Source organism: Amycolatopsis marina (assembly GCF_900111885.1).
Classification (GTDB): Bacteria; Actinomycetota; Actinomycetes; order Mycobacteriales; family Pseudonocardiaceae; genus Amycolatopsis; species Amycolatopsis marina.
In genome coordinates this window covers 22,732-40,940 of sequence record NZ_FOKG01000008.1, presented here as the reverse complement: position 1 = coordinate 40,940, position 18,209 = coordinate 22,732, and the positions used below count along the sequence as shown (strand labels likewise).

The 18,209-nt window shown below is 65.9% G+C and carries 29 protein-coding genes; 2 read left to right on the top strand and 27 right to left on the bottom strand.

What is annotated here, in order from left to right:
• Positions 1-228: 228 nt before the first annotated feature.
• From BM199_RS14730 to rpsL, 27 genes are all read right to left on the bottom strand, one after another.
• Positions 229-822 (bottom strand): hypothetical protein, encoded by a 594-nt coding sequence (locus BM199_RS14730; RefSeq protein ID WP_245788368.1) that lies wholly within the window; start codon positions 820-822, stop codon positions 229-231.
• Between the two features lie 13 nt (positions 823-835).
• Positions 836-1,333, bottom strand: coding sequence for a hypothetical protein (locus BM199_RS14725; protein WP_245788367.1), 498 nt, complete (start codon positions 1,331-1,333; stop codon positions 836-838).
• A 467-nt stretch (positions 1,334-1,800) separates the two neighbouring features.
• Complete coding sequence (gene rplO, locus BM199_RS14720; protein WP_177242623.1) at positions 1,801-2,244, bottom strand: 50S ribosomal protein L15; 444 nt, start codon at positions 2,242-2,244, stop codon at positions 1,801-1,803.
• Positions 2,244-2,426, bottom strand: coding sequence for a 50S ribosomal protein L30 (gene rpmD, locus BM199_RS14715; RefSeq protein WP_091673785.1), 183 nt, complete (start codon positions 2,424-2,426; stop codon positions 2,244-2,246). The genes rplO and rpmD overlap by 1 nt, the downstream gene beginning before the upstream one ends.
• Before the next feature lies 1 nt (position 2,427).
• Positions 2,428-3,072 (bottom strand): 30S ribosomal protein S5, encoded by a 645-nt coding sequence (gene rpsE, locus BM199_RS14710; RefSeq protein ID WP_091673784.1) that lies wholly within the window; start codon positions 3,070-3,072, stop codon positions 2,428-2,430.
• A 36-nt stretch (positions 3,073-3,108) separates the two neighbouring features.
• Complete coding sequence (gene rplR / locus BM199_RS14705; RefSeq protein WP_091673783.1) at positions 3,109-3,507, bottom strand: 50S ribosomal protein L18; 399 nt, start codon at positions 3,505-3,507, stop codon at positions 3,109-3,111.
• 2 nt (positions 3,508-3,509) lie between these two features.
• Positions 3,510-4,049: a 50S ribosomal protein L6 gene (gene rplF / locus BM199_RS14700; RefSeq protein ID WP_091673782.1), complete on the bottom strand. Its 540-nt coding sequence runs from the start codon at positions 4,047-4,049 to the stop codon at positions 3,510-3,512.
• A 19-nt stretch (positions 4,050-4,068) separates the two neighbouring features.
• Positions 4,069-4,467 (bottom strand): 30S ribosomal protein S8, encoded by a 399-nt coding sequence (rpsH, locus tag BM199_RS14695; protein ID WP_091673781.1) that lies wholly within the window; start codon positions 4,465-4,467, stop codon positions 4,069-4,071.
• Positions 4,468-4,549: 82 nt separating this feature from the next.
• Positions 4,550-4,735 carry a type Z 30S ribosomal protein S14 gene (locus tag BM199_RS14690; RefSeq protein ID WP_091673780.1) on the bottom strand — a complete coding sequence of 62 codons (186 nt, stop codon included), beginning with the start codon at positions 4,733-4,735 and terminating at the stop codon, positions 4,550-4,552.
• Between the two features lie 3 nt (positions 4,736-4,738).
• Positions 4,739-5,311 (bottom strand): 50S ribosomal protein L5, encoded by a 573-nt coding sequence (gene rplE, locus BM199_RS14685; RefSeq protein ID WP_091673779.1) that lies wholly within the window; start codon positions 5,309-5,311, stop codon positions 4,739-4,741.
• On the bottom strand, positions 5,311-5,625 hold the full coding sequence (gene rplX / locus BM199_RS14680) for a 50S ribosomal protein L24 (RefSeq protein WP_091673778.1): 315 nt from the start codon (positions 5,623-5,625) through the stop codon (positions 5,311-5,313). The genes rplE and rplX overlap by 1 nt, the downstream gene beginning before the upstream one ends.
• Entirely contained in the window at positions 5,625-5,993 is a 369-nt protein-coding gene (rplN, locus tag BM199_RS14675; RefSeq protein ID WP_024876329.1) for a 50S ribosomal protein L14, read from the bottom strand. The genes rplX and rplN overlap by 1 nt, the downstream gene beginning before the upstream one ends.
• An 86-nt stretch (positions 5,994-6,079) precedes the next feature.
• The gene (rpsQ, locus tag BM199_RS14670; RefSeq protein WP_091673777.1) at positions 6,080-6,385 is read right to left on the bottom strand and encodes a 30S ribosomal protein S17; all 306 of its coding nucleotides are present in this window, start codon (positions 6,383-6,385) and stop codon (positions 6,080-6,082) included.
• Positions 6,382-6,636, bottom strand: coding sequence for a 50S ribosomal protein L29 (rpmC, locus tag BM199_RS14665; protein ID WP_091673776.1), 255 nt, complete (start codon positions 6,634-6,636; stop codon positions 6,382-6,384). Before rpmC ends, rpsQ begins: the two co-directional genes overlap by 4 nt.
• Positions 6,636-7,055: a 50S ribosomal protein L16 gene (gene rplP / locus BM199_RS14660; protein WP_091673775.1), complete on the bottom strand. Its 420-nt coding sequence runs from the start codon at positions 7,053-7,055 to the stop codon at positions 6,636-6,638. Before rplP ends, rpmC begins: the two co-directional genes overlap by 1 nt.
• 3 nt (positions 7,056-7,058) lie before the next feature.
• Entirely contained in the window at positions 7,059-7,919 is an 861-nt protein-coding gene (rpsC, locus tag BM199_RS14655; protein ID WP_091673774.1) for a 30S ribosomal protein S3, read from the bottom strand.
• Positions 7,919-8,353, bottom strand: coding sequence for a 50S ribosomal protein L22 (gene rplV / locus BM199_RS14650; RefSeq protein ID WP_091673773.1), 435 nt, complete (start codon positions 8,351-8,353; stop codon positions 7,919-7,921). Before rplV ends, rpsC begins: the two co-directional genes overlap by 1 nt.
• Positions 8,354-8,382: 29 nt before the next feature.
• The gene (gene rpsS, locus BM199_RS14645) at positions 8,383-8,664 is read right to left on the bottom strand and encodes a 30S ribosomal protein S19 (protein ID WP_026468892.1); all 282 of its coding nucleotides are present in this window, start codon (positions 8,662-8,664) and stop codon (positions 8,383-8,385) included.
• 18 nt (positions 8,665-8,682) lie between these two features.
• Complete coding sequence (rplB, locus tag BM199_RS14640; protein ID WP_091673772.1) at positions 8,683-9,516, bottom strand: 50S ribosomal protein L2; 834 nt, start codon at positions 9,514-9,516, stop codon at positions 8,683-8,685.
• Between the two features lie 15 nt (positions 9,517-9,531).
• Entirely contained in the window at positions 9,532-9,843 is a 312-nt protein-coding gene (rplW, locus tag BM199_RS14635; protein WP_091673771.1) for a 50S ribosomal protein L23, read from the bottom strand.
• On the bottom strand, positions 9,840-10,529 hold the full coding sequence (gene rplD / locus BM199_RS14630) for a 50S ribosomal protein L4 (RefSeq protein WP_091673770.1): 690 nt from the start codon (positions 10,527-10,529) through the stop codon (positions 9,840-9,842). Before rplD ends, rplW begins: the two co-directional genes overlap by 4 nt.
• A complete protein-coding gene (gene rplC, locus BM199_RS14625; protein ID WP_091673769.1) occupies positions 10,526-11,182 on the bottom strand; it encodes a 50S ribosomal protein L3 in 657 nt (218 codons plus the stop codon). The genes rplD and rplC overlap by 4 nt, the downstream gene beginning before the upstream one ends.
• A 33-nt stretch (positions 11,183-11,215) precedes the next feature.
• Positions 11,216-11,521: a 30S ribosomal protein S10 gene (gene rpsJ / locus BM199_RS14620; RefSeq protein ID WP_003883485.1), complete on the bottom strand. Its 306-nt coding sequence runs from the start codon at positions 11,519-11,521 to the stop codon at positions 11,216-11,218.
• Between the two features lie 433 nt (positions 11,522-11,954).
• Positions 11,955-13,148 carry an elongation factor Tu gene (tuf, locus tag BM199_RS14615; RefSeq protein WP_091673768.1) on the bottom strand — a complete coding sequence of 398 codons (1,194 nt, stop codon included), beginning with the start codon at positions 13,146-13,148 and terminating at the stop codon, positions 11,955-11,957.
• 198 nt (positions 13,149-13,346) lie between these two features.
• The gene (fusA, locus tag BM199_RS14610) at positions 13,347-15,446 is read right to left on the bottom strand and encodes an elongation factor G (protein ID WP_091673767.1); all 2,100 of its coding nucleotides are present in this window, start codon (positions 15,444-15,446) and stop codon (positions 13,347-13,349) included.
• A gap of 90 nt (positions 15,447-15,536) precedes the next feature.
• On the bottom strand, positions 15,537-16,007 hold the full coding sequence (rpsG, locus tag BM199_RS14605) for a 30S ribosomal protein S7 (RefSeq protein WP_091673766.1): 471 nt from the start codon (positions 16,005-16,007) through the stop codon (positions 15,537-15,539).
• The gene (gene rpsL / locus BM199_RS14600) at positions 16,007-16,381 is read right to left on the bottom strand and encodes a 30S ribosomal protein S12 (protein ID WP_003102113.1); all 375 of its coding nucleotides are present in this window, start codon (positions 16,379-16,381) and stop codon (positions 16,007-16,009) included. The genes rpsG and rpsL overlap by 1 nt, the downstream gene beginning before the upstream one ends.
• A 503-nt stretch (positions 16,382-16,884) precedes the next feature.
• Here rpsL and BM199_RS14595 point away from each other — a divergent pair.
• Both BM199_RS14595 and BM199_RS33880 read left to right on the top strand, forming a co-directional pair.
• Entirely contained in the window at positions 16,885-17,457 is a 573-nt protein-coding gene (locus tag BM199_RS14595; protein WP_091673987.1) for a YbaB/EbfC family nucleoid-associated protein, read from the top strand.
• A 10-nt stretch (positions 17,458-17,467) separates the two neighbouring features.
• On the top strand, positions 17,468-18,208 hold the full coding sequence (locus BM199_RS33880) for a hypothetical protein (protein WP_091673765.1): 741 nt from the start codon (positions 17,468-17,470) through the stop codon (positions 18,206-18,208).
• Position 18,209 lies beyond the last annotated feature (1 nt).

The following is an 18,209-nucleotide window of genomic DNA, read 5'->3' as shown; positions in this document are numbered from 1 at the left end:
TCTGTCCCGAAGCGTGTCGCCGACTCTAACAGCCCCGCCGTGGCACCCGGCAACGCATACGGCAAATACCGACGGAGGTCGGGACTTGCTGGCCCCGAACCCCCAAGTACCGCGCCCGGAGACGCCGCCCGCGGGCCGCGTCCACAGTCGGCCGAGACGACATTCAGCCCGCTAAACGCGGTCAGGGGTCACCTGTGCCCCGAAACGCGTTCAGCGGGCTGAATGCTCCTAGCAGTCGGTGCTGGTCTCCTGGACCTTGACGTCCCAGGCCGGGTTGGAGTCCGGCCCGTCGATCACGACGTTGTGCACGTACCAGTAGTAGTGGCCGTAGTAGCGGTCACCGAAGTGCATCTCGTACGTTCCGCGCACCTTCTGCCGCATCGGTGCCGCGAAGATGTCCACTGCCTGGTACGGGCCCAGTTCGTGGCGGATCTCGTCGGCCTTCGAAGTGGTCCAGCTCCACTCACGCTGGTAACTGGTCTCGAAGCCGACCTCGAAGACCTCCCCGAGAGTGGCCTTCGCCGAGATGGTCACTCCCACGCTGTTGGTGGTCGTCTGGGAGGACTCCCAGCGAATCACTCGCGTCGACTTGCCTGGGGAGCAGTTCTGCGAGCCACCGGCCAGCTGGTAGGAACCGCGGTAGACCTCGGGCGAGCCGCTCGGATGGAATTCGCACACATCCGTTCTTCCCTGCTCGCACTGTTCCAGCAACTGTCGCACCGTCGGCTGGTCCTCGGCCGCGGCCACTCCAGGCGAGAGCATCGCGCCGGCCGCCAGTGCGGCAATGGCGAACGTCGCACCGAGTCGTCGTGTCCTTGCCATGATCCCTCCTTGCTCAGCTCAGTCCGACCGTGGCCGTGCGGTTGTCGATATAGCTACCGACGTCCGGATGCTTGTCCTTGAACGGTCCGGCTCGGCCACCGGACTCCGGATACAGCCAGATCCAGCACGACGACCAGGCCTGCACCGAGGAGATCGAGTTCTTCCACTCGTCGAGGTCCAACCAGAAATCGACCCGGTCATTCTTGGGGCACGGTTTGGGGACGGTGATCGTCAACGAGGCCCCGCCATAGTCGCGGAATTCGAAGACCGTGGCCCCGATGACATCGCCCTGCGCCTTCGCGAGCCGGTTGCCGGTGGCCGTGGCCTCGGTGAGGCTGTGATGGCAGGTGTAGGTCTGCGTGGACGCCGAGTAGACGCAGTGCTCGGCTTCCTGAGGCGCAGCCTGCGCAGCTGTGACTCCAGTCAGCAGGAGGCCCATCGTGCCGACCCCGCCGATCAGCGCGGAAAGCCGTCGCCTTCCCGTGGTTCTCGTGATTGTCGAATTCGCCATTCCCGTGACCTTCCTGCGGGAGAACCCGCATCGGAATCGGTTCAGGTTTGCGGGCCCGACGGTATCGACTCAGCACTGGAGGTATAGACCAACCGGCCAGTAACCCCTTTCGGCTCTCCAGACTCCCAACCATTGAAGGGGGCCGATCAGGTGAGGGGTGCTCGGATGAGCGCGCGCCTGCCCAGGAAGTGCATTTAGCCCGCTAAATGCAGGTAGCGGGCGTGGCGGCGAGCAAGCGGCGGGGCCTACATCCAGCCCGCTAAACGCGCACCGGGGGCGGGGGCGGGAGGATTCCGGGGCCGCTCGGGTAGGGGCGCTGGGGCTGGGGGGCGCTGGATGCGACTGGGGCGGCTGGCGGTGGCTGTGGTGGGCGTGGACAGCGGTGAGGGGCGGGAAACGACTTGGGCCCGCCTCCGGTTCGTGAACCGGGGGCGGGCCCTGTCGAGCGATAACTGTGCCGAAGTGGCTCAGTTCGTGGTGGCGGAACCACCAGCGGCTTCGAGCTTCTCCTTGGCGCTGCCGGAGAAGGCATCGGCGGTGACGTCCAGCTTGACGCTGCCGACCTCACCGTTGCCGAGCACCTTCACGAGCTTGCCCTTGCGGACAAGACCCTTGGCGGCGAGCTCCTCGGCGCCGACCTTGCCACCGTCGGCGAAGACGCGGGCGATGTCGCCCACGTTCACCGGCTGGTACTCGGTACGGAACCGGTTCTTGAAGCCACGCAGCTTCGGCAGCCGCATCTGGATGGGCAGCTGCCCACCCTCGAAGCCGGCGGGCACGTTCTTCCGGGCCTTGGTGCCCTTCGTGCCACGACCGGCGGTCTTGCCCTTGGAACCTTCACCGCGGCCGACGCGAATCTTGTCGGTCTTCGATCCCGGTGCCGGCCGGAGGTGGTGGATCTTGATGGCCATTATTTGACCTCCTCCACAGTCACCAGGTGCCGCACCGCGTGAACGAGGCCACGGACCTGGGGGGTGTCCTCACGCACCACAGACTGCCGGATCTTGCGCAGCCCGAGGGTGCGCAGGGTGTCCCGGTGGTTCTGCTTGGCGCCGATCTTGCTCTTGATCTGGGTGACCTTCAGCTGAGCCATCTCAGACCCCCTGACCCGCACGCTGACGCAGCATCCGGGCGGGAGCAACGTCCTCGAGCGGCAGGCCACGGCGGGCCGCGACCTCCTCGGGACGCTGCAGGCCCTTCAGCGCTGCAACGGTCGCGTGCACGATGTTGATGGCGTTGTCGCTACCGAGCGACTTCGACAGCACGTCGTGCACACCGGCGCACTCCAGCACCGCACGCACCGGGCCACCGGCGATAACACCGGTACCGGGGCTGGCGGGACGGAGCAGCACCACACCCGCGGCATCCTCACCCTGGATGGGGTGCGGAATCGTGCCGGCGATGCGAGGCACGCGGAAGAAGTTCTTCTTCGCCTCCTCGACACCCTTGGCGATCGCCGCGGGAACCTCCTTGGCCTTGCCGTAGCCGACACCGACCTGGCCGTCACCGTCGCCGACGACGACGAGCGCGGTGAAGCTGAAGCGCCGGCCACCCTTGACGACCTTGGCGACGCGGTTGATCGCTACGACGCGCTCGAGGTGCGGGGTCTTGTCCTGGGCCGCCCCGCCACGGCCACCATCACGACGGTCCCTGCGGTCGCGCCGGTCATTGCGGTCGTTGCCGCCCTGACCGCCGGGGCCGCCCTGGCCTCCGCCGAATTGCCGTGTACGTCCCGGCATCAGGCTTTCCTTCCATTCACCAGCAACTGCATAACGTCAGAACTCCAACCCGGCTTCGCGGGCTGCGTCGGCCAGTGCCGCGATCCGCCCGTGGTAGGCGTTGCCGCCACGGTCGAACACCACGGTTGTGATGCCCGCGCTCTTGGCGCGTGCGCCGACCAACTCGCCGACCTTCGCGGCCTTGGCCTTCTTGTCGCCCGACAGCGCGCGCACGTCCGCCTCCAGGGTCGACGCCGAAGCCAGGGTGTGCCCGGCGAGGTCGTCGATGAGCTGGACCGTGATGTGCCGCGAGGACCGCTTGACCACGAGGCGCGGACGCTGGTCCGTGCCGCTGATCTTCTTGCGAAGACGGAAGTGGCGGCGGGCCTTGGCAACGCGACGGCGGGTCGAGATGTCCTTGCCGACCGGCTTGCGCTTGATAGTCGTGTCGCTCATGATCACTTACCCGTCTTTCCGACCTTGCGACGGATGCGCTCACCCTCGTAGCGCAAGCCCTTGCCCTTGTAGGGATCCGGGCGGCGCAGCTTGCGGATAACCGCCGCGGTCTGCCCGACCTTCTGCTTGTCGATGCCGGTCACCGAGAACCGGGTGGGGCTCTCCACGTTGAAGGTGATGCCCTCAGGCGCGGCGATCTTCACCGGGTGGCTGTAGCCCAGGGCGAACTCGAGGTCCGAACCCTTGGCCTGCACACGGAAACCGACGCCGTGGATTTCCAGCTTCTTCTCGTAGCCGTCAGTGACGCCGACAACCAGGTTGTTCACCAGGGTGCGGGTCAGACCGTGCAGCGAACGGCTCTCGCGCTCGTCATCCGGGCGCTTGACCTCGATAGAACCGTCCTCGCCGCGCTGGACCGTGATCGGCTCGGCAACGGTGTGCGACAGGGTGCCCTTGGGCCCCTTGACGGTGATCAGCTGACCGTCGATGGTCACCTCGACCCCGGAAGGGACGGGGACCGGATACTTCCCAATGCGTGACATATGCCTTAGTCCCCCTTCCTCACCAGACGTAGGCGAGGACTTCGCCGCCCACGCCGTTGCGCTTGGCCTGCCGGTCGGTCTGCAGGCCGGCGGACGTCGAGATGATCGCGACGCCGAGGCCACCCAGAACGTTGGGCAGTTCGGTCGATTTTGCGTACACCCGCAGACCGGGCTTGGACACCCGGCGCAAACCAGCAATGCTGCGCTCACGGTTCGGGCCGTACTTCAGCTCCACGACCAGGTTCTTGTGCTTCTCGCCCGGCTCATCGCGGAAGCTAGCGATGTAGCCCTCGCGCTTGAGGATCTCGGCGATGTTCGCCTTGATCTTGGAGTGCGGAAGCACAACCTCGTCGTGGTACGCCGAGTTCGCGTTACGCAGACGGGTCAAGAAGTCTGCGATCGGGTCGGTCATCGTCATGGTGACCTGTCAACCTTTCTCGCCCTGGTTCCCTGGCACTCGGCCTGGGCCTGTGGCGAACTGGGAGTTTGTGGTACGGCCTTTACCAGCTGGACTTGCTCACGCCGGGCAGTTCGCCCGCGTGCGCCATCTCGCGCAGGCAGATCCGGCAGAGGCCGAACTTGCGGAACACCGAGTGCGGGCGCCCGCAACGCTGGCAGCGGGTGTAACCGCGAACCTTGAACTTCGGCTTCTTGGCGGCCTTGTGGATCAGCGCTTTCTTGGCCATCGCTCAGTTCTCCTTGAACGGGAAGCCGAGCTTGCGCAGCAGCGCCCGGCCCTCGTCGTCCGTCGTGGCTGTGGTGACAACGGTGACGTCCATACCGCGCGGGCGGTCGATGGCGTCCGGGTTGATCTCGTGGAACATCGACTGCTCGGTCAGGCCGAACGTGTAGTTGCCGTTGCCGTCGAACTGCTTGGGCGAGAGTCCGCGGAAGTCGCGGATACGCGGCAGCGCGATCGTCAGCAGGCGGTCGAGGAACTCCCACATCCGGTCGCCACGCAGCGTCGTGCGGGCGCCGATGGGCTGCCCCTCACGAAGCTTGAACTGGGCGATCGACTTGCGGGCCTTACGCACCTCGGGCTTCTGACCGGTGATGGTCGCCAGGTCGCGAATGGCGCCCTCGATCAGCTTGCTGTCCCGAGCGGCGTCACCGACGCCCATGTTCACCACGACCTTGACCACACCGGGAATCTGGTGCGGGTTGGCGTAGCTGAACTCCTCGCGGAGCTGGCCTGCGATCTCCTCGCGGTACCGGGTCTTCAACCGCGGCGTGATCTTCTCAGTGCTCGTCGGGGCCGTCATCAGATGTCCTTACCGTTCCTGCGCGAGACGCGAACCTTCTTGCCGTCCTCGCCGATGCGGTAGCCCACCCTGGCCGGCTTGCCGTCGGAATCGACGACCTGCACGTTCGACACGTGGATGGGGGCTTCCTGGGTCACGATGCCGCCGGACTGCGCGCCACGCTGGGTCTGCGAGATCCGGGTGTGCTTCTTGATCCGGTTCACACCCTCGACCAGGACCCGCTCACGCTCCGGGTAGGCCTGAATGACCTTGCCCTTGGCGCCCTTGTCCTTGCCGGCGATGACGACGACCGTGTCGCCCTTCTTCACCTTCATCACAACACCTCCGGCGCGAGCGAGATGATCTTCATGAACTTCCGATCGCGCAGCTCGCGGCCGACCGGGCCGAAGATGCGGGTTCCGCGGGGCTCGTTGTCGTTCTTGATGAGCACGGCGGCGTTCTCGTCGAAGCGGATGTACGAACCGTCCGGACGACGCTTCTCCTTGACCGTGCGGACGATGACGGCCTTGACCACATCTCCGCGCTTCACGTTGGCACCCGGAATGGCGTCCTTGACGGTAGCGACGATGATGTCGCCGATACCCGCATAGCGCCGCCCCGAACCACCGAGCACGCGGATGGTCAGGATCTCCTTGGCACCCGTGTTGTCGGCGACTCGTAGTCGCGACTCCTGCTGAATCACTTCTTTCTCCTGACCATTCTTGGTCTGCCAGATTTCCGACCTGACAAACTCGGTCTAACTGGGCCTTCGCGGCCTAGAACTGCGTACTACTTGGCCTTCTCGACGATCCGCACGAGCCGCCAGCGCTTGGTGGCCGACAGCGGGCGCGTCTCCATCAGAATCACACGGTCACCCGTACCGGCGGTGTTCTCCTCGTCGTGCGCCTTCACCTTGGTGGTGGAGCGCATGACCTTGCCGTACAGCGCGTGCTTCTTGCGGTCCTCGAGCTCGACCACGATCGTCTTGTCCATCTTGTCCGAGACGACGTAGCCTTCTCGGATCTTGCGGTAGTTCCGGTCGGAATCGACCTTCTGTACCGGCTGCTTCGCGAGCTCCTCAGCCTTCTCGCTCATGCGGCACCCTCTTCGCCTTCTGAGTCATCTGGTGAAACGGACAGCCCGAGCTCGCGCTCGCGCATCACGGTGTAGATGCGCGCGATGTCCGTCCGAACCGTGCGCAGCCGACGGTTGTTGTCCAGCTGCCCGGTGGCCATCTGGAACCGGAGGTTGAACAGCTCCTCCTTGGCTTCCTTCAGCCGCAGCACAAGCTCCTCAGCCGAGAGCTCACGAAGTTCTGAGGCCGCAACGGCTCCTGCCTTCGCCATCAGAACTCACCACCTTCACGGGTCACGATTCGGCACTTCATCGGCAGTTTGTGGATCGCGCGGCGCAGCGCCTCGCGAGCCACCTGCTCGTTGGGGAAGCTCATCTCGAACATCACCCGGCCTGGCTTCACGTTGGCCACCCACCACTCGGGCGAACCCTTACCGGAACCCATGCGGGTCTCGGCAGGCTTCTTCGTGAGCGGGCGGTCGGGGAAGATGTTGATCCAGATCTTCCCGCCACGCTTGATGTGCCGGGTCATGGCGATACGAGCGGACTCGATCTGCCGGTTGGTCACATAGCTGTGCTCAAGCGCCTGGATGCCGTACTCACCAAAGGTCACCTTCGTGCCGCCCTTGGCGGCACCGGAGCGCTTCGGGGAGTGCTGCTTGCGGTGCTTGACCTTGCGTGGGATTAGCACGCGTCAGCCCTCCGTCTTCTCTGCCGCGTCCGGCGACGCCACGGCGGGCGCCTCGCTGGTCGCGGCCTCCGTGTCGGTACGCCCGCCACCCTGGGCTGCTGCCGCGGCCCGGCCGGCTTCGGTGGAGGTGGCCGTGGTGCCCGAGGCGCCGGAACGGCGCGGACGGGACGGACGGTCACGACGCGGGGCGCGCTCGGCGGCCGCGGCGGCGTCGCGCGCCTCCTTGGCCTTGAGGCCACCGACGATGTCACCCTTGTAGATCCACACCTTCACACCGATACGGCCGAAGGTCGTCTTGGCCTCGAAGAAGCCGTAGTCGATGTCGGCACGCAGCGTGTGCAGGGGAACGCGGCCATCGCGGTAGTGCTCCGACCGGGACATCTCGGCACCGCCGAGACGACCACCGCACTGCACCCGGATGCCCTTCACCTGCGGCGAGCGCATCGAGGTCTGGATCGCCTTGCGCATCGCACGACGGAAGGCCACCCGGTTGGACAGCTGCTCCGCGACACCCTGCGCGACGAGCTGGGCGTCGGCCTCGGGGTTCTTCACCTCGAGGATGTTCAGCTGCACCTGCTTCTTGGTGAGCTTCTCCAGCGCGCCACGGATCCGGTCGGCCTCCGCACCACGGCGGCCGATCACGATGCCCGGCCGGGCGGTGTGGATGTCGACGCGAACGCGGTCACGAGTGCGCTCGATCTCGACCTTGGAGATGCCCGCGCGCTCCATGCCCGTGGACAGAAGCTTGCGGATCTTCACGTCCTCGGCGACGTACTCCGCGTACTGCTTGTCGGCGTACCAGCGCGACTTCCAGTCAGTGGTGATTCCCAGCCGGAAGCCGTGCGGGTTGATTTTCTGGCCCACTACCGGCCACCTGCCTTCTTCTTACCGCTCTTGGACTTCGCTGCGCTCTTCTCGGACTTGGGCCGCGACTCCACGATCACCGTGATGTGGCTGGTGCGCTTGCGGATCCGGTACGCGCGCCCCTGGGCCCGCGGACGAATGCGCTTGAGCGTCGGACCCTCGTCCGCCGTCGCGTTGCGAATCCACAACGTGTCCGGGTCGAGGTCGAGGTTGTTTTCGGCGTTGGCCGCTGCGCTGGCGATCACCTTCGCGAGCTGGTCGCTGGCCGACTGCGGCGCGAACCGGAGCACGGCCAGGGCCTCGCTGACGCTACGACCCTTGATGAGCTCAATCACCCGGCGCACCTTGGTCGGCGAGTCCCGGACGAAGCGAGCCCGCGCGACGGCGGTCGGCAACTCTTCTGCCGTCGCCGTGGCGTTGTTCTGGGCGTTCATCTGCTTCCCTATGTGTCTCTCGTGCCCGCTCAGCGGCGGCGCGACTTGCGGTCGTCCTTGATGTGACCCTTGAAGGTCCGCGTCGGAGCGAACTCGCCCAACTTGTGACCCACCATCGCCTCGGTGACGAATACCGGGACGTGCTTACGGCCGTCGTGCACCGCGATCGTGTGTCCCAGGAAGTCCGGGATGATCGTGGAGCGGCGGGACCAGGTCTTGATGACGGTCTTCTTGCCGGACTCGTTGAGCACGTCCACCTTCTTGAGCAGGTGGTCGTCCACGAACGGGCCCTTCTTCAGGCTGCGCGGCATATGCTTCTACCTCCCTGCTCAGCGCTTCTTGCCGGTACGCCGGCGGCGGACGATCAGTTGGTCGCTCGGCTTGCGGCGGCGGGTACGACCCTCCGGCTTACCGTTCGGGTTCACCGGGTGGCGACCACCGGAGGTCTTACCCTCACCACCACCGTGGGGGTGGTCGACCGGGTTCATCACGACACCACGGACGGTCGGGCGCTTGCCCTTCCAGCGGCTACGGCCTGCCTTGCCCCAGTTGATGTTCGAGTGCTCGGAGTTACCGACCTCGCCCACCGTGGCCCGGTTGCGCACGTCCACGTTGCGGATCTCGCCCGAGGGCATCCGCAGCTGGGCGTAGGGACCGTCCTTGGCGACGAGCTGCACCCGGGCACCGGCGGACCGCGCGATCTTGGCGCCGCCACCGGGGCGGAGCTCGATCGCGTGGATCACGGTGCCGACCGGGATGTTGCGCAGCGGCAGGTTGTTGCCCGGCTTGATGTCGGCGCGCGGGCCGTTCTCGATCGGGTCGCCCTGCTTCAGCTTCTCGGGGGCGATGATGTAGCGCTTCTCCCCGTCGGCGTAGTGCAGGAGCGCGATCCGCGCGGTGCGGTTGGGGTCGTACTCGATGTGCGCGACCTTGGCCGGCACGCCGTCCTTGTCATTGCGACGGAAGTCGATGACGCGGTACGCGCGCTTGTGGCCGCCACCCTTGTGCCGGGTGGTGATCTTGCCGGACGAGTTGCGACCGCCACGGCCGTGCAGCGGACGCAGCAGCGACTTCTCCGGCTCCGACCGAGTGATCTCGGCGAAGTCGGAGACGCTCGAGCCACGCCGGCCCGGCGTTGTCGGCTTGTACTTGCGAATGCCCATTGTCTGCTCAGTCCCTTACGCGGCGGGGCCGCCGAAGATCTCGATCGGCTTGCTCTCGGCCGACAGAGTCACGACAGCGCGCTTGGTGTCCTTGCGCTTGCCGAAGCCGTACCGGGTGCGCTTACGCTTTCCCTGGCGGTTCAACGTGTTGACGCTGACCACCTTGACACCGAACACCTTCTCGACCGCGATCTTGATCTGGGTCTTGTTGGCGTCCGGGCGAACCAGGAACGTGTACTTGTGGTCCTCGAGCAGCCCGTAGGACTTCTCGGAGATCACCGGCGCGAGCAAGATGTCGCGCGGGTCGGGGATCGCCACGGAACTCACTGCTCGTCACTCCCTTCCGAGACCTCGCTGGAGCGGGCGCTCGCCTTGGCACCCTTGCCCTTTGCCGGGCCTGCGACGAACGCGTCGAACGCCGCCTTCGTGAAGACCACATCGTCGTTGACCAGCACGTCGTACGTGTTCAGCTGGTCCGGCGTGATCAGGTGCACGTAGTCGAGGTTGCGCGCGGACCGCCAGCCGAACTCGTCGTCGCGATGCAGCACCACGAGGATCCGCTTGGCCTCGGTCACGGCCGCCAGTGCCTGCTTCGCGCCCTTGGTGGACGGAGCGTCGGCGCTGACCAGCTCGGTCACCACGTGCAACTGCCCTGCGCGGGCCCGATCCGAGAGGGCGCCACGGAGTGCGGCGGCCTTCATCTTCTTCGGAGTGCGCTGGTCGTAGTCGCGCGGCCTCGGGCCGTGCACCGTGCCACCACCGACGAACTGCGGCGCGCGGATCGAACCCTGACGGGCCCGGCCGGTGCCCTTCTGGCGGTACGGCTTCTTGCCGCCGCCCGCGACCTCGCCACGGGTCTTCGTCGAGTGCGTGCCCTGGCGCGCGGCGGCCTGCTGGGCCACCACGACCTGGTGCATCAGCGGCACGTTGGCCTGCACGTCGAAGATCTCGGCGGGCAGCTCGACGGTGCCGTCGGCCTTACCGGCCGGGGTCTTCAGTTCGAGCGTGCTCATGAGGTTGCACCACCCTTCGCGGCGTTACGGACGAACACCACGCCGCCCCTGGGGCCGGGCAACGCACCCTTGATCAGCAGCAGCCCGTCCTCGGCACGCACGGCGTGCACGGTCAGACCCTGGGTGGTCACTCGGTCGTTGCCCATCCGGCCGGCCATCCGCATGCCCTTGAAGACACGGCCCGGGGTGGCACAGCCACCGATCGAGCCAGGCTTGCGGTGCACGGCCTGGGCACCGTGGCTGGCGCCCTGGCCCTTGAAGCCGTGCCGCTTCATGACACCGGCGTAGCCCTTGCCCTTGCTGGTTCCGGTCACGTCGACCACGGCGCCGGCGTCGAACACCTCAGCGGTGATCTCCTGGCCGACCTCGTAGGTCTCGGCGTCGGTCGTACGCAGCTCCACGAGGTAACGCCGCGGGGTCACACCGGCCTTGCCGAAGTGACCGCTCACCGGCTTGTTGACCTTGCGCGGGTCGATAGCGCCGAAAGCCAGCTGTACGGCCTTGTAGCCGTCGGTCTCCTGGTTGCGCACCTGGGTCACCACGTTCGGCCCGGCCTGCACGACGGTCACCGGAATGATCCGGTTGTTCTCGTCGAAGACCTGCGTCATGCCGAGCTTGGTGCCCAGGATGCCCTTCACTTGCCTGTCAGACATGAGTCTCTTATCTCCGCCGCTCGCCCAACGCGCTTACTGGATGTTGACGTCGACGCTCGCCGGAAGGTCGATGCGCATGAGCGCATCCACCGTCTTCGGCGTCGGGTCGAGGATGTCGATCAGACGCTTGTGCGTGCGCATCTCGAAGTGCTCGCGCGAGTCCTTGTACTTGTGCGGCGAGCGGATGACGCAGTAAACGTTCTTCTCGGTGGGCAGCGGCACCGGGCCAACGACCGAGGCGCCGGTGCGCGTCACCGTCTCAACGATCTTGCGCGCGCTGGCATCGATCGCCTCGTGGTCGTAGGCCTTGAGCCGGATGCGGATCTTCTGTCCCGCCATGGTGGCAGCTCGTTCCTTCGTCTCTGTCCTCGGCCAACCCGAGAATCGACTTCTCGGGCAGACCCTGCCGGCCCACCCTCGATCGCCGATCCGTCTCGCGACGTTCGGGCGGCCAAGGGGGTCGTCTCGTGCCGCTATCCCGCACGTCAACGAGCCTGTCTCCGGTCCACGCGGTCGGGCGTGTCGCGCCCCGTGCGCAGACCGATCCCGCAGGATCGTCGTGTGCCGGTAGGTCTCTCGGTAACTGGAAGCCGGTGCACGCGAACGTCCACCGCTTCCGACTCGTGGTGATCACGAGCCCCGGGCACTCGCGCGGGGGCGGCCGATCTCCACAGAGATTCGGCCGCCCCGTAACGAGCAACCCTAATAGTCTCGCACACGCAGTTTTTCAAGTGAAAGCCGGGGGTGAGTTGCCCCCGGGTCTCACCGAAAACTACTTGTTGATCTTGGTGACCTGGCCCGCGCCAACGGTCCGGCCACCCTCACGGATGGCGAACCGCAGACCCTCGTCCATGGCGACCGGCTGGATCAGCTCGACGCTGATGTCCGTGTTGTCGCCCGGCATGACCATCTCGGTGCCCTCGGGGAGGGTCACGACGCCGGTCACGTCGGTGGTACGGAAGTAGAACTGCGGACGGTAGTTGTTGAAGAACGGCGTGTGACGGCCACCCTCGTCCTTGGACAGGATGTACACCGAGCCCTCGAAGGAGTTGTGCGGCGTGGTGGTGCCGGGCTTCACGACGACCTGGCCGCGCTCAACGTCCTCACGCTTGATGCCACGCAGGAGCAGACCGACGTTGTCACCAGCGTGACCCGAGTCGAGCAGCTTACGGAACATCTCGACACCGGTGACGGTCGTCTTGGTGGCCTTCTCGCGGATACCCACGATCTCGACCTCTTCGTTGACGTTCACCATGCCGCGCTCGATACGACCGGTGACGACGGTGCCACGACCGGTGATCGTGAAGACGTCCTCAACGGGCATCAGGAACGGCTTGTCGAGGTCACGCACCGGGTCCGGCACGTTGTCGTCGACGGCCTGCATGAGCTCGATGATCGTCTCGGCCCACTTCTCGTCACCCTCGAGGGCCTTGAGGCCGGAAACCTTGACGACCGGGGCGTCGTCGCCCGGGAAGTCCTGGTTCGACAGCAGCTCACGGACCTCCAGCTCGACGAGCTCGAGGATCTCCTCGTCGTCGACCATGTCGGCCTTGTTCAGCGCCACGACGATGTACGGCACGCCGACCTGCTTCGCGAGCAGCACGTGCTCGCGGGTCTGCGGCATCGGGCCGTCGGTCGCCGCGACCACCAGGATCGCACCGTCCATCTGAGCGGCACCGGTGATCATGTTCTTGATGTAGTCAGCGTGACCAGGAGCGTCGACGTGCGCGTAGTGGCGCTTCTCGGTCTGGTACTCGACGTGCGAGATGTTGATCGTAATGCCGCGCTGCTTCTCTTCCGGCGCGTTGTCGATCTGGTCGAACGCCGAAGCCTGGTTCAGCTCGGGGTACTTGTCGTGCAGAACCTTGGTGATCGCCGCGGTCAGAGTGGTCTTCCCGTGGTCGACGTGACCGATGGTTCCGATGTTGACGTGCGGCTTGCTCCGCTCGAACTTCGCCTTCGCCACTGGAATGTCCTCCTGGACTTTTTAGCTTGCTCGCCGGCCGACGTGGCTGTCGAACGGCGACCTAACTGGTCGGTTGTGCGGACCTCAGGAAGCCCCCTCGCGCCCGCGGGCTAACGGACTATTCGCCCGTAGCCACTGCGCCTGATCGAAGGCCCCGGAATCGCTCCGCTCCTCGCTCGCTGGCGCTCACTGCGATGCTCACTCTCCCGTGGCCTTCGCGATGATTTCCTTCGCGACGTTCGACGGAACCTCGGCGTAGGAATCGAACTGCATGGAGTAGTTCGCACGACCCTGGGTCCGAGACCTCAGGTCGCCCACGTAACCGAACATCTCCGACAGCGGCACGAGCGCCTTCACGACGCGCGTCCCCGCCCGCTCCTCCATGGCCTGAATCTGGCCACGACGGGAGTTGAGATCGCCGATGACATCACCCATGTAGTCCTCGGGCGTGGTCACCTCGACCGCCATCATCGGCTCCAGCAGTACCGGGCTCGCCTTCTTCGCGGCTTCCTTCATCGCCATCGAACCGGCGATCTTGAATGCCATCTCCGAAGAGTCGACCTCGTGGTACGCACCGTCCAACAAGGTGAACTTCAACCCGACGAGCGGGTAGCCGGCCAGTACGCCGTACTGCATGGCGTCCTGCGCGCCCGCGTCGACCGACGGGATGTACTCCCGCGGCACGCGGCCACCGGTGACCTTGTTGTCGAACTCGTAGAGTGCACCGTCCGTGGTCTCGAGCGGCTCCAGCTTCACGATCACCTTCGCGAACTGGCCGGAACCACCGGTCTGCTTCTTGTGCACATAGTCGTGCTTGTCGACCGTCTTGCGAATCGTCTCGCGGTAGGCGACCTGCGGCTTACCGATGTTCGCCTCGACCTTGTAGTCGGTCTTCATCCGGTTGACCAGCACCTCGAGGTGGAGCTCGCCCATACCCTTGATGATGGTCTGACCGGTCTCCTCGTCCTGGTTGACCTGGAAGGTCGGGTCTTCCTCGGCCAGCTTCTGGATCGCGGTGGAGAGCTTCTCCTGGTCGGCCTTCGTCTTGGGCTCGATGGCGACCTCGATGACCGGCGCGGGGAAGGTCATCGACTCGAGCACGACCGGGTTCTGCGGGTCGGCGAGGGTGTCACCGGTGGTGGTGTCCTTCAGGCCCTGGACCGCGTAGATGTGTCCGGCCTGGCCGACCTCGATCGGGTTCTCCTTGTTGGAGTGCATCTGGAAGAGCTTCCCGATGCGCTCCTTGCGCTCCTTGGTCGCGTTGACGACCTGGGTGCCGGAGGAGATCTTGCCGGAGTAGACCCGGATGTAGGTGAGCTTGCCGAAGAACGGGTGCGCGGCGATCTTGAACGCCAGCGCGGAGAACGGCTCCTCGGTGGAGGGCTCGCGCACCACGGTGGTCTCGCCGTCGGGCAGCGTGCCCTCGACCGGCGGAACCTCCAGCGGCGACGGCAGGTAGTCGATGACCGCGTCGAGCATGGGCTGCACGCCCTTGTTCTTGAAGGCGGAACCGGTGAGCACCGGGTAGGCCTCGCGGGCGATCGTCAGCTTCCGGATGCCGTTCTTGATCTCGGCCTCGGTGAGCTCCTCGCCGCCGAAGAACTTCTCCATCAGGGCGTCGTCGGCCTCGGCAACGGCCTCGACCAGCTTCTCCCGGTACTCGACAGCCTTGTCGGCAAGGTCGGCCGGGATGTCCTCGACCTCGTAGTCCTCGCCCTTCTTGACATCGCCACGCCAGGTCAGAGCCTTCATCCGGACCAGATCGACGACACCCTGGAAGTCGTTCTCAGCGCCGATCGGCAGCTGGATGACCAGCGGCCGGGCACCGAGGCGCTCCTCGATGGTGCCGACGGTGAAGTAGAAGTCCGCACCCAGCTTGTCCATCTTGTTGACGAAGCAGATGCGCGGAACCTCGTACTTGTCCGCCTGCCGCCAGACCTGCTCGGACTGCGGCTCGACGCCCTCCTTGCCGTCGAAGACGGCAACGGCGCCGTCGAGCACTCGCAGGGAGCGCTCGACCTCGACGGTGAAGTCGACGTGGCCGGGGGTGTCGATGATGTTGATCTGGTGGTCGGCCCAGAAGGTGGTGGTGGCAGCCGAGGTAATGGTGATACCCCGCTTCTGCTCCTCCTCCATCCAGTCCATCGTCGCGGCGCCGTCGTGCACCTCGCCGAGCTTGTAGTTGATCCCGGTGTAGTACAGGATCCGCTCGGTGGTGGTGGTCTTACCGGCGTCGATGTGGGCCATGATGCCGATGTTGCGGACCTTGTTCAGGTCGGTCAGCACGTCACGTGCCACGAGAATGTTCCCCTGTCTCAAACGTGGGAGTCGGCAACTCGGCCGGCCGGGCCGGGTCTGGATCGCCCTTGCTGCCCTCGCCAGCCTTCGTTACCAGCGGTAGTGGGCGAAGGCCTTGTTGGACTCGGCCATCTTGTGGGTGTCCTCGCGGCGCTTCACGCTGGCCCCGAGGCCGTTGCTCGCATCGAGCAGCTCGTTCTGCAGGCGCTCGATCATGGTCTTCTCGCGGCGCTGCTGCGAGAAGGCAACGATCCAACGAAGTGCAAGGGTGGTCGAACGACCGGGCTTGACCTCGATCGGCACCTGGTAAGTGGCACCACCGACGCGGCGGCTCTTCACCTCGAGGGTGGGCTTCACGTTGTCGAGTGCGCGCTTCAGCGTGACGACCGGGTCGGTGCCGGACTTCTCGCGAGCGCCTTCCAGCGCGCCATAGACGATCCGCTCGGCGAGCGAGCGCTTGCCGTCCTTGAGCACCTTGTTCACCAGCTGGGTCACCAGCGGTGAGGCGTAGACGGGGTCGGAGATCAATGGCCGCTTCGGGGCCGGACCCTTGCGGGGCATTAGCTCTTCTCCTTCTTCGCGCCGTACCGACTGCGCGCCTGCTTGCGGTTCTTGACACCCTGGGTGTCGAGGGAACCGCGGATGATCTTGTAACGGACACCCGGCAGGTCCTTCACACGACCACCGCGCACGAGCACCATCGAGTGCTCCTGCAGGTTGTGGCCCTCACCGGGAATGTAGGCGGTGACCTCGATGCCGCTGGTCAGCTTCACACGCGCGACCTTGCGCAGCGCCGAATTCGGCTTCTTCGGAGTCGTGGTGTACACGCGAGTGCACACGCCACGCCGCTGCGGGCTCCCCTTGAGGGCCGCAGTCTTCTGCTTGGCAGCCTTGTCTTGGCGGCCCTTGCGGACCAGCTGCTGGATCGTGGGCAATGGACCAGCTCTCTGTCGCGTCTAGCTTTTACGTGTCTTCCCCGGCCCCCGCGGTCGGGCGTGTCGGCCCGCGTCAGGATCCGTGGATCCGGTAACTTCCCATCGGGATTTCCGTGGAACTCCGCGGCACCTCGGCCGTTGATCGGGTGCCTGAGCACCCCATCGTGAACGCATGGCACACGGAGCGGCCCGACGCCTGCCGGGCACGGTCGTCAAAGATACCCGCCCGTCCATACCGCGGCCACATCGGGGGTGGGTTAACGGCGCAGGCGGGCGCCACCGCGCCACCGCGAGGCCCGGTCACGACGTCATCCTGGCGGCCCCGCACGCAGACCCCCGGGGCCCGCGACCGCGGAGTGTACCTGATCTTGCTTGATGTCCAGCTGAAAGTTCGGAACCGAAACGGGGGAAACTCGCCCCACTCCAAGACCCGATGCATCATCCTGGTCCGCGAGCGCGAAGATATGACGAACGTCGAGGCCCGCACCCAGTCGGAGGAATCGTTGTCAGCGGAGTTCGAGCAACTCGTTGCCCAGTTCGAGCAGTTCCAGTCGAAAATCAAGCGGATCGACGACCAGTTCGCCGGCATCGGTGAGATGCAGAACGAACTGACCGCACTCGAGGCGACGGCTGTGTCGCCCGACCGGTCGGTGACCGTGGTCGCGGGCCCCGGCGGGTCCGTCAAGGACATCACCCTCACCGAGGAGGCACTGAAGCAGCGCCCCCAGGCACTTTCGGCGACCCTGATGTCCACACTGCAGCAGGCGGTCGCCGAGTCGGCCCGGATGCAGGCCACCATCGTCGACCAGCACATGGGCGGTGACCTGCAGCTCACCGAACAGGTCCTCGAGACGCAGTCCGAACTGCTGGGCACGCCGATGGAGGACCTGCGCGCGCGGGTGGCGGAGGCCGCGCCCGCCCAGCAGCCCGCCGAGACCGAACAGCACGACGATTTCTCCGAGCAGTCCTTCCTGCGTGCCGACGACCGGCCCGGGTCGTCCGCTCCCCCGCCGCCGAGTTCGGGTGGGAGTCAGGGCGACGATTTCTTGAAGAACCTCTTCGACGACGATCGCTGAGGGCGTCCCGGTGACATTCGAAGAACAACTGCCCGCGCTGATCGTTCTCGGCTATGGCGCGGCCGCCGGACTGGGATATCTGGGCGGCAAGTGGAGTGGCCGAGCGAAGACGTGGGCGCTGACGCTGGCGTGGCTGCTGGGGATCGCGACCACCGTCACCTGGCTCGTCGTCGCTGTCGGAGTGAGCGGGCTGGTCACGATCGTGAGCCTCCTCGTGTTCGCCCCGCTCGCGATCACCTATTTGGTCGTCGTGCTCGGCAGGCTGCGCAGGCGGCGGGCGGGCGGCGACATCGATTCGGTCTGGCCTCGGATGTTCCTCGGCGGCGGAGCACTGTGTTTCCTCATCCTGGCGGCCAACACGATGATCAACGGGCTGACGTACTTCATCGGCCTCGCCTACGACGTCGAACTTCACGTCACCGGTAGCCACCAGGGCAGCTCGATGACCTCCAGGACGACGGTGAGCGGGGAGTACCTGCTGCACGGGGAGAACCACGTGCTCGATCACGTGCAATGGCTCGCTTTCGAACAACTGCCCGCCGCCGGAGAGACCATCAGGGTGGCCATCGGTCCACTGTGGCCGAATCCGCTGCTGGCCAACGCGACGAACGCCGGGCTCCTGATGGCGCTCGGGATCGTCGCCGCGATACCGGGAGTGCTGCTCACCATGGTCGTCGCCAGGGAAAAGGCGAATGCGCGGAACCACCGCGAGCAGTCCGTGGTCGTAGAGGACGGGCGTCATGATGGTTGAA